The organism is Polaribacter atrinae (assembly GCF_038023995.1).
GTDB lineage: Bacteria > Bacteroidota > Bacteroidia > Flavobacteriales > Flavobacteriaceae > Polaribacter > Polaribacter atrinae.
In genome coordinates, this window is the sequence record NZ_CP150660.1 from 2,717,154 (window position 1) to 2,732,962 (window position 15,809).

The 15,809-nt window shown below is 30.4% G+C and carries 13 protein-coding genes; 2 read left to right on the forward strand and 11 right to left on the reverse strand.

All coding sequences use genetic code 11. The features are described from left to right. Positions 1 to 96: 96 nt before the first annotated feature. From WG945_RS11855 to WG945_RS11895, 9 genes are all read right to left on the reverse strand, one after another. Positions 97 to 2,676 carry a phosphoenolpyruvate carboxylase gene (locus WG945_RS11855; protein ID WP_068449253.1) on the reverse strand — a complete coding sequence of 860 codons (2,580 nt, stop codon included), beginning with the start codon at positions 2,674 to 2,676 and terminating at the stop codon, positions 97 to 99. Between the two features lie 248 nt (positions 2,677 to 2,924). Then, positions 2,925 to 4,307, reverse strand: coding sequence for a TlpA family protein disulfide reductase (locus WG945_RS11860; RefSeq protein WP_068449255.1), 1,383 nt, complete (start codon positions 4,305 to 4,307; stop codon positions 2,925 to 2,927). 17 nt (positions 4,308 to 4,324) lie between these two features. Further along, entirely contained in the window at positions 4,325 to 5,641 is a 1,317-nt protein-coding gene (gene tilS, locus WG945_RS11865; protein ID WP_068449257.1) for a tRNA lysidine(34) synthetase TilS, read from the reverse strand. 40 nt (positions 5,642 to 5,681) lie between these two features. After that, the gene (locus tag WG945_RS11870; RefSeq protein WP_197482071.1) at positions 5,682 to 5,813 is read right to left on the reverse strand and encodes a type II secretion system protein GspG; all 132 of its coding nucleotides are present in this window, start codon (positions 5,811 to 5,813) and stop codon (positions 5,682 to 5,684) included. Between the two features lie 22 nt (positions 5,814 to 5,835). Continuing rightward, entirely contained in the window at positions 5,836 to 6,144 is a 309-nt protein-coding gene (locus tag WG945_RS11875; protein WP_068449259.1) for a hypothetical protein, read from the reverse strand. Between the two features lies 1 nt (position 6,145). Then, positions 6,146 to 6,379, reverse strand: coding sequence for a hypothetical protein (locus WG945_RS11880; RefSeq protein ID WP_068449261.1), 234 nt, complete (start codon positions 6,377 to 6,379; stop codon positions 6,146 to 6,148). 19 nt (positions 6,380 to 6,398) lie between these two features. Beyond that, entirely contained in the window at positions 6,399 to 7,715 is a 1,317-nt protein-coding gene (locus WG945_RS11885) for a serine hydrolase domain-containing protein (protein WP_068449264.1), read from the reverse strand. A gap of 39 nt (positions 7,716 to 7,754) precedes the next feature. Then, on the reverse strand, positions 7,755 to 9,101 hold the full coding sequence (locus WG945_RS11890; protein ID WP_068449266.1) for an anthranilate synthase component I family protein: 1,347 nt from the start codon (positions 9,099 to 9,101) through the stop codon (positions 7,755 to 7,757). A gap of 67 nt (positions 9,102 to 9,168) precedes the next feature. Then, positions 9,169 to 10,392 carry an acyloxyacyl hydrolase gene (locus WG945_RS11895; protein ID WP_231874610.1) on the reverse strand — a complete coding sequence of 408 codons (1,224 nt, stop codon included), beginning with the start codon at positions 10,390 to 10,392 and terminating at the stop codon, positions 9,169 to 9,171. Between the two features lie 109 nt (positions 10,393 to 10,501). On the opposite strand from WG945_RS11895, the gene WG945_RS11900 reads away from it, so the two are divergent. Beyond that, entirely contained in the window at positions 10,502 to 11,110 is a 609-nt protein-coding gene (locus tag WG945_RS11900) for a DUF4230 domain-containing protein (protein WP_068449269.1), read from the forward strand. 40 nt (positions 11,111 to 11,150) lie between these two features. Here WG945_RS11900 and lpdA read toward each other — a convergent pair whose 3' ends face one another. Then, positions 11,151 to 12,551, reverse strand: coding sequence for a dihydrolipoyl dehydrogenase (lpdA, locus tag WG945_RS11905; RefSeq protein WP_068449271.1), 1,401 nt, complete (start codon positions 12,549 to 12,551; stop codon positions 11,151 to 11,153). Positions 12,552 to 12,713: 162 nt separating this feature from the next. Between lpdA and WG945_RS11910 the strand changes: the two genes are divergently transcribed. Further along, positions 12,714 to 13,979, forward strand: a complete 1,266-nt coding sequence (locus WG945_RS11910; RefSeq protein ID WP_068449273.1) for a glycosyltransferase — start codon at positions 12,714 to 12,716, stop codon at positions 13,977 to 13,979. A gap of 189 nt (positions 13,980 to 14,168) precedes the next feature. On the opposite strand, the gene WG945_RS11915 is transcribed toward WG945_RS11910, so the two are convergent. Next, positions 14,169 to 15,791, reverse strand: coding sequence for a glycoside hydrolase family 10 protein (locus tag WG945_RS11915; protein WP_231874612.1), 1,623 nt, complete (start codon positions 15,789 to 15,791; stop codon positions 14,169 to 14,171). Between the last annotated feature and the right edge of the window lie 18 nt (positions 15,792 to 15,809).

The following is a 15,809-nucleotide window of genomic DNA, read 5'->3' on the forward strand; positions in this document are numbered from 1 at the left end:
AATTTTACTTTATAAAAATACTACTTTAATATCACAAAAAAAAATGCACTCATAAGTTGAGTGCATTTTAAATATAAATTATTTTTTGATATTATTTTAAGCAGAATTTCTACTTGCATTGATATTACCAAATAAAGAACGCATTACCATTTTTTCATATATTTCAATTTCTTCTGCGCTTCCGCCAGTTTTTTGAAGTTCTTGAATTTTCTTTAAAGCAAATTGCTGAATTGTTAATAATGGCAATACAATTTGTTCTCTAATTTCTATAGAAGCTTTTCCAACAGGGAAACTTTCCATTAATTCAGACTCTCCAGTAAGTTTTAAAAGTAGTCTTTTAGACGTTTCGTATTCTGTAAAAATTACTTTCCAAAATTCACCAAACTCTTCATCATCTGCCATATAAGAAGTTAGCCCAAAGAAAGATTTGGTTAAACTCATCATACTGTTCTCTAGTAATGTTCTAAAGAAGTCTGAAGCGTGGTAAAACTCTTTTATTTCTTCAAACCTACCAGCATCTTCATATTTTTTAAGTGCAGTACCAACACCAAAGAAACCAGGTACATTTTGTTTTAACTGGCTCCAGCTTCCTACAAAAGGTATTGCTCTTAGTGCAGAAAAGTCAAGTTTGTCAGATCCACCACGTTTACTTGGCCTACTTCCAATATTGGTTTTTGCATAGTATTTTAACGTACTCATTTTTTCTAAATACGGTAAAAATTTATCGTGATTTTTAAAATCTACATACGTTTGGTAACTTGTAGCGGCCATATCGTTTATTAATTCTCTATGGCTATCATTTAATTGATCTTTGGTAAAAACATCATTTTTAATACCAGAACTAATCAACTGCTCTAAGTTGTATTGAGATGAATTTAAGGTACCAAAGTTAGAACTAATCGTTTGTCCTTGTATGGTTAATTGTATTTCTTTATCTTCTATTGTTGGGCCTAAAGAAGCATAGAATTGGTGTGTTTTTCCTCCTCCACGAGCTGGTGGTCCACCACGTCCGTCAAAGAAAATTACTTCAATATCAAATTCTCTAGATATTCTTGTTAGAGCTTCTTTTGCTTTAAAAATACCCCAGTTAGCCATTAAGTAACCACCATCTTTTGTTCCATCAGAAAAACCTAACATAATTGTTTGTTTGTTTTTTCTTTTGGCAACATGGTGTCTGTAAACTTTATTAGAGTATAAAGTTCTCATTACATCTTCTGCGTTTTCTAAATCTTCTACAGTTTCAAAAAGCGGAATTACATCTATTGGCAATTCGTTTTCAAAACCACATAAGTTTAGCATTGCAAAAGTTTGCATTACGTGTAAAGCACTTTGGTTGTTACTAATAATGTAACGGTTTGCGCCACGTTCTCCATTTCTTTGTTGAATTTCTTTTAAGGCATAAATAGACTCAATGGTTTTAACAGAAGTTTCGTCTGTTAAAATACTTGGGTCAATACTTCCTTTAACAACAGATAAAATGTCTACTTGCTCTTCTTCAGAAAGATTTAAATAGTTTTTAGGGAAAGTAGTATCTCCTGTTTTTAATAAATCTTCTACAATTTGAGTAAATGCTTTATGGTGTACTCTACTATCTTGTCTAATATCTAAGGTTGCAAAGTGAAAACCAAAAATTCTGACTTTATTGATAACATCATTTAATTCTTCTACAAATAAAGATTGATGCTTGTTAACAATAATTTCTCTTGCAGCATATAGTTCATCTAATAAGATTTTTTGAGAAAAGTTAACTTTGGTATAACTTCTTACAACGTGCTTATAAAGTCTTTTTTCTAGTTTTGCAAAAATTTCTTGCACACCATCAAAAGTAAAACGTCTTTTTAAACGTCTGATGTCTCTATAGTAGTTTCTTAAAATTGTTTGACGCAATCTTTCTGCAACATCTAACGTAATTTTTGTAGTTACAAATGGATTACCATCTCTGTCTCCACCAGGCCAAAAACCAAGTTCTATAATTTCATTTTCTATTGGCTCTCCATCATAAATATGATGTTGAATGTAGTTGTAAATTTTAGGTACAGAGTGATAAAATACGTGTTCTAAATACCAAATTAGACTTACAGCTTCATCAAAAGGAGATGGCTTTTCTTTTTTATAGAAAGGCGTTTTACCTAATTGAGCTAATAATTTTCTAATTAGTAATAAATCATCATTCTGAATTGCTCTGTCTAAGTCTGTAATAATACCTAAAACAGACCCTGGGTAAAATTGTGTTGGGTGTGCTGTTAATACAATACGTACTTTAAAATCTTCTAGATGTGCTTTTAATTCGTCCTTTTTATTACTAAGTAGCGCTTGCTCTTTAGAGTTTCTTAAGGTTCCAAAACCATCCATATTATTTACAATAGGGTAGGCAGCATCTTCTACAGCATCAAATAAAACTACTTGACGTTCTATAAATTGAATAAAACGGAAAAGTAAATCTGATTTTTCTTTTTCTGTAGGTTCGTCTTGGTATTTATTAAAAAAGTGCTCTACAATTTCTGTAGGATTTTTTCCTAATTTAAAACCTTTGTTACAAACTTTATGTAAAAGAGGTAATAATACCCCAGTATCGTCTATGGTGTCAAAAGGTAGCGTTGTGAAAATACTGTTGTAAATCTGATATTTAGACAGTACGTTTTCATTAAATCTATCTAGCTTAGGTAAATTGTTCATTTTCTTATGATTTTACGGGATTAAAATTACGAAAAAGGGAAATGATTAAACCTACTTTTTAATGAATAATCGTGTTTTTATTTGCGAAAACGATATAAATTCTATTCCTTTTTAGTGAATTGTTTATTTTCTGTTACTTAATGTAGTTTTTTGTTTTTTATTTAAACAAAAATAATTTTTTAAATCCATGCGAAGAGTAGCATTCTTTAATGGATAAAAAATGCTACTTGTCGCATAGATTTTAATCCTTATAATTCTAAAGATTGCAACGTTTCTACTAGTTTTTTGTCAGATGGTCTTGGAGCATTTGCATTCACGATATTTCCTTTAGGGTCAATCAATATAAAACGTGGAATCCCTTTTATTTGGTAGTCTTCTATAAATTTAGATTCCCAATTATTATCTGCAAATAATTGTAGTCCTTTTAAGTCTTTATCAACAATCATTTCTTTCCATTTTTCATGGTCTTTCATTTTATCGATAGAAATACTTATAAATTCAATGTTTTTATTGTGATATTCTTTTTCTAGTTTCTTTAAAGAAGGTATTTCTGCTATACAAGGGCCACACCAAGTTGCCCAAATATCTAAGTATAAATACTTTCCTTTTAAGTCGTCTAAAGAAGTAGTTCCGCCTGCGTAATTTTCATAATCTACAAATTTTGGAGAAGGACTTCCTGTAGCCAAAGCCTTTAATTTATTGTAAGCCGTTGTTATTTCTTTGTTGTTTTCTTCGTTGGTAGAGTTTTTAGAAAAAATGGCGTAATATGTTTCCAAATCATTTGTGTAGGTAACTCCGTATTTAGCAGCGTCATACAATAATTTGTTTTTTATTTTATCATTTTTAATTTTTGCAGTCAATTTTAAGTACGCAATATCATCTGCTATAGAATCTTTTTTTGCTAATGCTGTTGCATCGGTTCCTATGGCATTCTCTACAACACTTCGATATCCTTTAGAAAAAATAAAATCGTTTTCATTTTCTAAATCGATATTTTTTAACTCATCTAAAAAGTTTTCTGAAGCTTTAAAACTTCTATCTTTAGAATAGTAACCATGATAAAGTTCGTATTTGTTTAAAGTAGATAAGTAAGTGTACTTAATGTTTTTAAGTTCATTGTTTTTAAAATTTTCAGAAATAGCTTTCGTTTTCATTAACAAATCTTCTTCTGCTGTTTTTATTTTTAATAAATGTGCTTTAAAATCAGCTTCATCCTTTAGAAACATTTCTTTTTGATCTCCTGTTGTCGTTTTTGTAACAAATACTTTGTCAGACAAATATTGATTAATAGCACTGTTGCTTCCGCTAAACTGTACCGTAGAATCTTTCTTTGTAGCATCATATTCAATTTTTAAAATACTTCCTTTTGGGATATATACATCTGTTAAGTTTTTATCTTGACGAAGTGCATAAAAATCTGTAGCTGTTTTTAATGTGTCACTAAAAGTACCATCTTCTGCAATGGTAAGATCAGCTATTTTTTTCATAGTATATTGGTTGTAAATTGCAGCTTTTTTAGAATCTGTATTTTCAATTTTACCAGAAATAACGGCATAATCTATCTTTTTTTCAACTTCTGTTTTACAAGATAATATGGTTGTAAAGGCTATTAATAGTATTATTTTTTTCATATTTCTTTTTTCTTTATTTAATTTTTCGTTGAGATTTTTAAAAGTGTGTTTGTTTCTTTTTTTTTATCAAAACGCTTGTCTTTTCTGTGTCCTACAACCCAAATAATGGCATTGTCATTATTACAGAGTAACCAAGTGTTTTGTTTTTGTAAAAGCGAGAATTTTTCATCTTTAAAATATTTGCTTAGTTTCTTTTTTCCGTTCATTCCTGTAGGATAAAAGAAATCTCCATCTTGCCATTTTCTAAGTCTTAAAGGGAACTGTAAATTATGTTTATCAACATAAATGGTTTGTTTATTTTCTGTTGATTTTTCTTGTACGTTTTCTAACCTTAAATGAATAGGTTTGGTAATTAAGGTTGTATTTTCGTCTATCTCGGTTGTGATTTCGAGTGCAGTCGAGAAATCTTTTTTAGATAGTAATAAAAAACCTCTATCTTTTAATAATGTATGTGTTTTAGATAGAATTTGTTTGCCAGATTGTGCAGAAAGTAAATTAGAAACATCATTCCATTCTGTAAAATTATAGTCTTTTAAAAGTTGGTATAAATAGGCCTTCGGATTTGATAATTTCTCAATTTTAGAAATATCAATGTTTAAAATATTATCTACTGTTACTGTTGTTTTTGTAGAAATTTCATCAACTTTATCTTCAACGATTTGCTGACTCTCTTTTAAATGAGCTGTGGTTTTATCAAAAGTTTCTAACAAACTTGGGTTGATTTCTTTTAAAATAGGAACTATTTGATGTCTAATTTTATTTCTGATGTATTTTGTAGAGGCGTTGCTTTTATCTTCTCTCCAAGAAATGTTGTTTTCTTTTACAAATGTTAATATGTCATTTCTAGAAAACTTTAAAAGCGGACGTACAATATTTCCGTTAATTTCTGGAATGCCTGTTAAGCCATCTAAACCAGCACCACGCGTTAAATTAATAAGAAAAGTTTCTAAATTATCATCTGCATGATGAGCTGTTAAAATATAATCGAATTGGTGTTTTTCAATCAGTTCATTAAACCAATCATAGCGTAAGTTCCTTGCAGCAATTTGTGTAGATTGTTTGTTTTCTTTGGCAAATTCTGTTGTGTTAAAATGAATTGTAAAAACTTTGGTGTTTAGATTCTTTCCTAAATTTTTTACAAACTCCTCATCTATATCACATTCAATTGGTCTTAAATTAAAGTTGCAATGTGCTAAAGAAATATCAAACTTTAACGTAGATAAAAGATGTGTTAAAACCACAGAGTCAACTCCGCCAGAAATGGCGATTAATAGTTTTTTATCCTTTAAAAAAGGAAGATTTTGGTTTATGTGGTTCGCGAGTTTTTTTAGCATTGTACCTCAAAAATAACAATTTTATATGTGATAGTATCATTTAATTTGAAGAGTATTGGATATCGTCTTTTGTATTCAATTCTCCATCACCTCCTAAAGAAATTAATTGATAATTTTGTCCATCTTTAGATGGTGTATATACAAAAGTAGATTTCCAATAATCCGTGGTCAAATTATTTCTTAAAGGATTATTTCTAATAATCTCTTTTTAATGCTGATGGAAATTTACCAAACTGCTTTTTTTCTGATTCTAAAAGTTTAGAAATTTCCAGCATTCTTTTTGTTGTCTTTCTCTGATTCTCATTTTTAAAAATGAAGAATGAAAATAGGAAGATAACAGGGATAATAATGATAAAGAAAATGAACAATGGTTTTGTCAATGGATGCCAAACAATACTTTTTGGCAGGTTATTTTCTTTCTCATACTTTCTTCTTCTTTTTGTGTTAAACCAATGCTTAATGTCTAAATAGGTATCTAAAATACATCCTATAAAATCAAACATTTTATTGTTTATTTAACCAAACTCGAATCTCTTTTCTTATAGAAACTTCTGGTTTAGGTAACGGAATTGTTTTACCAAACTGTTTACTTCTATTAAATTTAGAAAAGGTAACTTTTAATGCTTTCCATTCTGCTGGGTACAACTTTAAAAACATGTTAAACATATTTTGTTCTGTTGGTTTTTCGTTTAAACTGTCTAATGTTTTTCTAAAAAGTTCTTCTTGATTCGGAATCATAACGTAAATTTTAATAAAATTATTGATTGTCTTTTATTGCTTTATAAAACACTTGCTGTAGCTTTGGTCTTATATTTAGATTGTATATATTTCTGTGATCTCTATTAGGATATACTCTGTTTGATAAGAATATAAAAACTAAATTATTTGTAGGATCTGCCCAAACAAACGTTCCGGTAAAACCACTATGACCAAAACTTTCTGAACTAACTTCTGGTGCAGGATAAGCTTCTTTTATAGATAATTTAGCATTGTCAATTAAAGGTTTGTCAAATCCTAAACCTCTTCTGTTTTCATTTTCTGGGTATTGAATTTTGGTAAACTCTCGTAAGGTGTTTTCAGAAATATATCTTTTTCCATCATAGATGCCGTAATTGGTATACATCTGCATAATTTTTGCCAAATCTAATGAGGTACCGAACAAGCCTGCGTTACCAGAAATCCCACCTAAAAGAGCTGCATTTTCATCATGAACCCAGTTTCTTGTAAGTCCTTTTCTAAAAAGATCATCTACTTCTGTTGGTACAATTAAGTTGTTAAAATTCTTAGATTTTGGTCTGTATCCTAAAGTGGTAGCTCCTAATGGGCTGTAAAAATTGTTTTGGAGATACTCAGAATAATCCTCTTTAGTAATTTGACTGATTAAGTCAGGGTAAATTAAAAAGCTTAAGCCAGAATATTTGTATTTTTTTACATCAGAAACTTCAGATCTATTAATTTGTCTAAAGACCTTATTTTTAAATCTGTTTTTAACATAAAGACCTTCGTAAGCTTCATTTTTAAATCTTCTGCTAGCTTTACTTTTGATAAATCTTTTTTTGATTTTGCCATCTTTCTTTAAAACTTCATTTAAAAAAATAATATAAGGAGTTAGTCCTGCTTGATGTGCTAAAATCTCTCTAACGGTAAGCTCTTTTTTATCTTTTCTATTTTGCCAAGGTGTCCAATACTTACTAAAAGGACTGTCTAAATCTAATTTCCCTTCACTATGAAGCTTCATTAGTGCGGGCAAAGGTCCTGTAATTTTAGTAACAGAGGCTAAATCATAAATGTCATCTAAACTTACTTTTTGGATGCTGTCATAGGTATGAAAACCGTAGGCTTTATTAAAAATGATTTTACTGTCTTTTACCACTAGAATTTGTGCGCCAGGAAATGCTTCTTGCTGTATTCCAAATTTCATAATGGAATCTACTTTGGTGTACATGTAAAGAGAATCCATACCAACTTCAGATGGATTTCCGTAAGTAATTTTTTGATTTTGAGCGATTGAAATGTGTGAAATAAATAATAACCCAATTAAGAATAAAGTAGATGTTTGCTTAGATGTTGTCATGTTTATTGATCTTTATTTTAGGATTATTGTAAAGTTTTTTTATTTAGAATTCAATAAAGCAAATTTCATTGCTTTTGCTTTTAGCAAACATTCTTCGTACTCTTTTTCTACAACAGATTGTGCTGTAATAGCGCCACCAACAGAATACGAAATATATTTTTCTGCTTCATTATATAAGATACTTCTTATAATAACATTGAAGTCAAAGTTATTATCTGGTGTAAAATATCCAATTGTTCCAGAGTATAAGCCGCGTTTTGTTTCTTCTAAATTCTCAATAATTTTCATTGCAGAAACTTTTGGAGCTCCGGTCATGCTTCCCATCGGAAAGGTACTTTGAAGTACGTCTATTGGGTGTGTGTTTTCTTCTACTTCAGAAACTACCGTAGAAATTAATTGATGTACTTGCTTAAAAGAATACACTTTGCATAATTCTTCTACTTTTACAGAGCCTATTTTTGCAGTTTTAGATAAATCGTTTCTAACCAAATCTACTATCATTACATTTTCTGCACGTTCCTTTTCGTCTCGCGTTAAATCTAAAGCTAATTGTGCGTCATCAAATGCGCTGACCAATCTTTTTGCTGTCCCTTTTATTGGTTGAGAAATTATTTTAGTGCCTTCTTTTTTTATATATCTTTCTGGTGAAGCACACAAGGCATATTTGTCATCTAACTTTAAAAAAGAGGCAAAGGGAGGTTCAGAAATTTGGTTTAGATGTTTATAAACTTCAACTGGGTTTATCGTTGCATTTTCTGCATAAAATTCCTGACAGAAATTAGCTTCATAAATATCTCCTTTTTTTATGTGATCTAAAACCTGGGTTACTTTTGCATGGTATTCATCCTTATGTATCCTTAGTTTTATTTTGATATTTTCTTCCCTACTGTCTGTTTGATTCTGGTCGAGTTCTTGCGTATCCTCTAAATCGTTCGTTTGAGTTTGAATTGACAGTTTAGAAATCTCATCAAAATCACTTTCAATTTCATCATCAACCATTCTTAAATAATGAAACTCTACAGAGTTCCCTTTGATAAAAACAAGCTTTTTGGGTTGAAAAAAATACAAATCGGCAAAATCTAAACCATCAAAGTTCTTGGAAGAAAGTTGCTCAACATCATTTTTAACATCATAGGTGATGTAACCAAAAAGATAATCTTTGGTAATGGTTTGGTACTCCTTTAATTTCTCAAAAGCGTTGTAATAATCTGTTTTTATAGAAGTAAAATCATCTGCAGCTAAAGCCCCATCAAAACTAGAGTATTTCTGATGATAGTTATTAGAATCTAACCAAATAACCGTTTCAAATTGTTGTGCCCAAGACAATAAATTGTTTTTGAACTCAATAGTATTATCAACAGAAAAAGTGCGAGTTGTTCTTTGCATATTCGCTTCAAAAATACAATTCTTATTTCTTTGAGGTATAAATTTTTAAATTGATTTGATGTTGATGTTAAAATGTTTTTCCAATTGTAAATTGGATAGGAATTGCAACACCTGAATTTTTAGTAAAAATATTTCCGTTAGAGTAATGCATAATTCTAAGTTCTGCGTTGTAAGCTCTTTTTTCTCCAAAGAAAACGCCTAAACCCATCGTATCTTGATACGTGATTTTTGGTCCTGTTTCTAAATTATCTATGTTACTTTTTGTTAAATAAGTGGGGCCAATTAAAGAGTAATTGGTGTACATGTCAAAATCATCTCTTCGCATTAAATAAAAACGCATAGTAGGGAAAATAGAAAACGCAAACACATTTGTATTGGTGGCTTCTGTGTTAAAAGCGGTAACACTTACACCCCAATCTAGAGAAAAAAGTTTTTGTGTTCTAAAAGCCAATCTTTGGTAGGTGATAGAAAATGAGTTTTCTGCTTTTACATCACCAACCCAAAAAACCGGAATTCCGAAACTTTCGAAATTACCAACTTTTAAACTCATTCCGAAAAATTTATTTGCACCAAAACCAATTTTACTGGTTCCGTAACTTACTTGTAAAATGTTTTTTGGAAAGAAATATCTTTCATCATTTTCATATTCTAAAGCCAATGCATCGGGTATTTTTTGAATATGATATTCAAACCCAACAGAGGTTTGTGAAATAGAAGGTTGATTGTGTTTGTCTGATTTCGGGAAAAATGTTCCGTTTAAGGCTAGTTTCCATCGGTCATTTAATTGGTAATTGAATCCAAAACCATAGAGTAAGCTTCCAAAATGAGCATCGTCATAAATTACTTTATCTTCAATAGAAAAACCACTTCTTGTAACATTTGCTGCACCAAGTTCTCCAAAAAAGGATAGTTTTTTAGTTAAGTTGATGTTTTTTTTGAGTGATAAATACCAAGCATTAATCCACACACTTCTATAATAACCAATATTATTTACATTGTCATATTTAAACCAAGAAGCAGGTCTTATAACACCAAATTGCAACGCTAAGTTTTTGTCTATTTTGTAGCCAAAACCTAGTTTCCCAGAAAAATAGTTTCTACTAAAGGTTTCCGTTTTATAGCCTTCAATTAAGTTATCATTAGAAAAAGGATAAAAAATGCCACCAAAATTAACACTGTAATAAAAGTTTGATAAAAATTTTGAAGGCTGTGTTTTTAGATTTTTATTTTCTTGACTATTCAAGTTTGAAAATATCATAAAAACAGAAAGCAGTAGTATGTTTTTTTTCATGTTATAAAAGTAAGTAACTTTTTAAAAAGAAAAAGTAAAGATAAAAGGTGAGTACTATTAATTGATAAGTATTTTTTTTACATTTATTTTTTGGTAGTATATTTACATTATGGAGTTAATTATTTTAGGACTGGTTATTGGTTTAGGAATTTCCTATGTAATATCAAAGCGGTTTTCAGTATCAAAGAAAAAGAATTTAGTAGAAAAACAATCTGTTATTTTATTAGATAAAATAAAGAAAGTATCTAAATTGATTACCGTAGAAGGAGATTTTTCTGAGATTTATCATCATGAAAATACCAAAGAAAACTTTTGGGGATTTAGTAGCAAGAAGAAAGCAATCGTCTTAATTCAGGCAAAAGCACATATTGGTTTCGATTTTAGAAAAATAAAATTAGCGGCTAATACAGAAAAAAAGGAAATTGTTTTATCAGATTTTCCGCAACCAGAAGTAGTTTCTATTGAGTGTGATATTAAGTTTTACGATATAAAAAATGGCTATTTAAATAAGTTTGGTACAGAAGATTTTACTAGTTTAAACAAAGAGGCAAAAGAACATGTACTTAACAAAATACCAGAAAGTAATTTAATACAATTGGCAAATAAAGAAGCGTTAGAGGCCATTTTATTGATGGAAAACATTGTAGAAACCATTGGGTGGAAACTAGATTATACTGCTTTAGAAGCAAATGAAGCGCATAAAAAAATCTCGAAATAAAACATATTTCGAGATTTTTAAAATTATATATTTTTACTGATTAAGCATTTAACGGCTTACCGTCCCAAGCAGCTTTTGCAGCTTCTTTTACCGCTTCAGAATACGTTGGGTGACCATGGCAAATTCTAGCTAAGTCTTCTGCCGATGCTCTGTATTCCATTGCAACTGCAGCTTCCATAATTAAATCGGCAACACGTGCACCAACCATGTGAACTCCTAAAATTTCATCTGTATTTTTATCTGCAATAACTTTTACAAAACCATCTGTATCTCCACTTGCACGAGATCTACCTAAAGCTCGCATAGAAAATTTACCAACTTTGTAATCTACTTTTGCATCTTTTAATTCTTGTTCTGTTTTACCAACAGCAGCAACTTCTGGCCATGTGTACACAATACCAGGAATTAAATTATAATCGATATGTGGTTTTTCTCCAGCTAAATATTCAGCTACAACAACACCTTCTTCTTCTGCCTTGTGTGCTAACATTGCTCCTTTAACAACATCACCAATTGCGTAAATATTAGAAACATTGGTTTGTAAATGATCGTTTGTAGTAACTTGACCACGTTCGTTAACCTCTACACCAATTTTTTCTAAACCTAAACCTTCTGTATATGCTTTTCTACCAACAGCAACCAAACAATAATCTCCAGTAAAAGTAACTTCTTCACCTTTTTTGTTATTTGCTTTTACGATAACTTCATCACCGTTTCTTTCTACAGAAGTAACACCATGACTTACAGCAAATTTAATACCTTGTTTCTTTAAAACTTTAGTAAGTTCTTTAGAAACATCAGCATCCATAGTTGGCGTAATTTTTGGAGCATATTCTACAACAGTAACATCTGCACCTAAACGTTTGTAAACAGAACCTAACTCTAAACCAATAACACCACCACCAATTACAATTAAATGTTTTGGTACTTCTGGTAATTTTAAAGCTTCAGTAGAAGTAATTACACGTTCTTTATCTAAAGAAATAAAAGGTAAAGTAGACGGTTTAGAACCTGTTGCAATAATAATATTAGTCCCTTCAATTATTTCTGAAGAACCATCTTTTTTAGTGATTTTAACATGTGTTGCATCTTCAAAAGAACCTAAACCTTCAAAAACATCAACGTTGTTTTTGTCCATTAAATACGTGATTCCTCCTGTAGTTGTTTCTACAACTTTGGCTTTTCTTTCTACCATTTTTCCAAAATCAAACGTCGGATTTTCAACAGAAATTCCATGTTCTTCAAAATGGTTTACAGCATCATAATAATGATGAGAAGAGTCTAATAATGCTTTAGATGGAATACAACCAACGTTTAAACAAGTTCCTCCTAAAGTTGAGTATTTTTCAATAATTGCTACTTTTTTACCTAATTGAGATGCTCTAACTGCAGAAATGTATCCTCCAGGACCAGATCCAATTACAATAATATCGTATTTCATGATTGCGTTTTTTTGCGTAAAGTGTAACCTTTCGCTTTGTTTCTTATATTGATGAACAAAAATACATATATTTTCATAGAATAAAGTAAGAAATAAGTAGTTTTACTAATCTGTATTTCTTAATTTTTAGCTAAATAAGATTAAAAAAGAACTAGGTTTTAAATGAAAAATAATTTGAAAGAATTGACAATACAAAATGTCTTAATTATTGGTTACGTTTGGGTTGAGCCAAATTCTTCTGCTGCAGGAAGTAGAATGATGCAATTAATTGAGCAGTTTTTAAAACATAATTTTAAAATAACTTTTGCTTCTCCTGCGCAAAAAAGTGAAAAAGCTACAAGTTTAAATTCTTTAGGGATTGATGAAGTTTCAATTGAATTAAACAATGCTTCTTTTGATGATTTTATAAAAGAGTTACAACCTACAATTGTCATGTTCGATCGTTTTATGATGGAAGAGCAATTTGGTTGGCGCGTTGCAGAAAATTGCCCAAATGCAATTCGAATTTTAGATACAGAAGATTTACACTTTTTAAGAAAAACTCGTCATCAGCAATTAAAGAAAGGAGAAGTTTTTACAACAGAAGCTTTATTAAAATCTGCGGATGCCAAAAGAGAAATTGCATCTATTTTGCGTTGCGATATCAGTTTGATTATCTCTAGTTTTGAAATGGATTTGTTAAAATCTGTTTTTAAGATTGATGAAAAAATCTTGTATTATCTACCTTTTTTATTAGATAGGATTGATGAAAATCAACAAGAAAAATGGAAGTCTTTTAATGAAAGAGCAAACTTTGTGTTTATTGGTAATTTCTTTCACAAACCAAATGTAGACGCTGTTTTAACTTTGAAAACTGAAATTTGGAGTGAAATTAGAGAGCAACTTCCAAAGGCAGAAGTTCATATTTATGGAGCGTATGCGAATCAACAAATAAATCAATTACATAATAAAAAGGAAGGTTTTATAGTAAAAGGCTTTGCAGAAGACGCTAAAGAAGTAGTGAGAAATGCGAGGGTTGTTTTAGCTCCGTTACGTTTTGGAGCAGGAATAAAAGGAAAACTGACCGAAGCCATGATTTGTGGGTCACCAAGTGTAACTTCTACAATTGGAGCAGAAGGAATGTATGATAACTTGACTTGGAATGGTTTTGTAGTAAATGATTTTACAGAATTTTCTACAAAATCGATTCAGTTATATACGGATGAAAATCTGTGGGAAAATTCGCAAAAAAGCGGAGTTGAAATCATTAATAACATCTATGATAAGGAAAAGTTAGGTGTGCTTTTTGTCAACCAAATAAAAGAAATTCAAGAAAATTTAGAACAACACAGAATACATAATTTTTTAGGGAATTTATTGCAACATCAAACCTTACAAGCTACAAAATATATGAGTAAATGGATTGAGGCTAAAAATAGTATTCAGTAATTTATTTTTAGAGGTCTGTACTTGATTATTTGTATTACAATTATATAAAAAGATTCAATATGTCTGGTTGAGCGCAGTCGAAACCTAATTTTAAGAATTTAATAGTTCTCGATTGCGCTAGAACTGACAATCATGAATTTTACAATTACTATCAAAACAGTGTCTAGTAATTTAATTTTTATCAGATTTCTATAAATTAATTTCCTTTACAATACTCTCGTTTCCAAATTTATCAACGGCAGTGATTGCAATCGCATTTAATCTACTTTTTGAATTTTTAGCATCAACTTTTATCAAAGGAATGTTTTGTGAGTTTGTAAAAGAACCATGTATGTGATAGTCCCATTTAGAGTTGTATTTGTAATAGATTACCCAATTTGCAACTTCATCAATATTCTTATGAGTCCAATTTACCAATAAATTTTCTTTTCCTTTAGTGTAACTTAATATTGGAGCTTCTGGTATTGCTTTACTCAACCAAGGATAACTAGGTATCAATGCTTGTTTTTTATAGGGACCATTAAAAATTGCTGCTGTTAGTTCTGGCGAACTTATTAAAGGAGCAATGCTCCAATGAACAGTTCCTGGAGATTTTGAGGTCATTCCGCGCGTAATCATAATCTGATTTATAACTTCGTCAATTGCTTCTTCTCCTTTTTCTCTACCAATACTCATTCCTGGCCAAAGATGTCTTTCTTTGGTGTTTTCTTCTATCCACCAATTTAATAAAACAGGAAAACTAACATCCATTCTATTAATTGGCCAATATAGTTGCGGTGTAAAATAATCTATCCAGCCTTCGTTTAACCAAAGTTTTGCATCAGCATAAAGTTCGTTATATTGATCAAAACCAGCGGTTACAGAAGCAGGATAATTGGGTCTCCAAAAACCAAAAGGACTAATTCCGAATTTTACGTTAGGTTTTGTTTCTTTTATGTTTGTATAAATACTTTTAACGAATTGGTTTACATTGTCTCGTCTCCAATCATCTCTTTTTAATTTTCCGCCAGTGTTTAAGTAGGCTTTCCAACTTTTGTCATCAGGAAAATCTTTATTGTTGTTATAAGAAGGGTAGGGATAAAAATAATCGTCAAAATGAATTCCGTCTACATTATATCTTTCAACAATATCCATAACAACTTTGTAGCTGTGGTTTTGTGTTTTTTTATTTCCAGGATCTAACCAATAAAAACCAGTTTCTAGTTTTACTGCCAATTCTGGGTGTTTACTTGCAATTGAGGCATTTGTTATTTCGCCTCCGGTGGTGTGATGTGCTCTATAAGGATTTAACCAAGCATGTAGCTCTAGCCCTCTTTTATGCGCTTCTTTAATCCAGAATTCTAATGGATCGTAATAAGGAGAAGGTGCTTTTCCTTGCGTTCCTGTTAAAAAATAAGACCAAGGCTCTAAGTCGCTTTTGTACATTGCGTCTGCCTGAGGTCTTACTTGTAACACCACTGCGTTAAAATTATTTTTATGAAGAAGGTCTAATAATTTAATAGCTTCTTCTTTTTGTTGTTTGGTAGAAAGACCACGTTTACTTGGCCAATTTATATTAGCTACACTCGCAATCCAAGCAGCTCTGAATTCTCTTTCTGGAGCAGGAACGACCCTTTTTTCTAGGTCAATAATATTTTCTACTTCAATATTATTTTCAGCTTCAATATTTTTGTTAATTTCAATGTTTTTTTGAGTTTCATTGCCTTTTTTTACATCTGTATTATAAACTTTTTTACTACAACTAATACATAAGAAAGTAGATAAAAGAATAAAATAGATTGGTTTTGTATTTTGATAAAAAAGCATTTTCATTGATGTTATAGTGTTTAT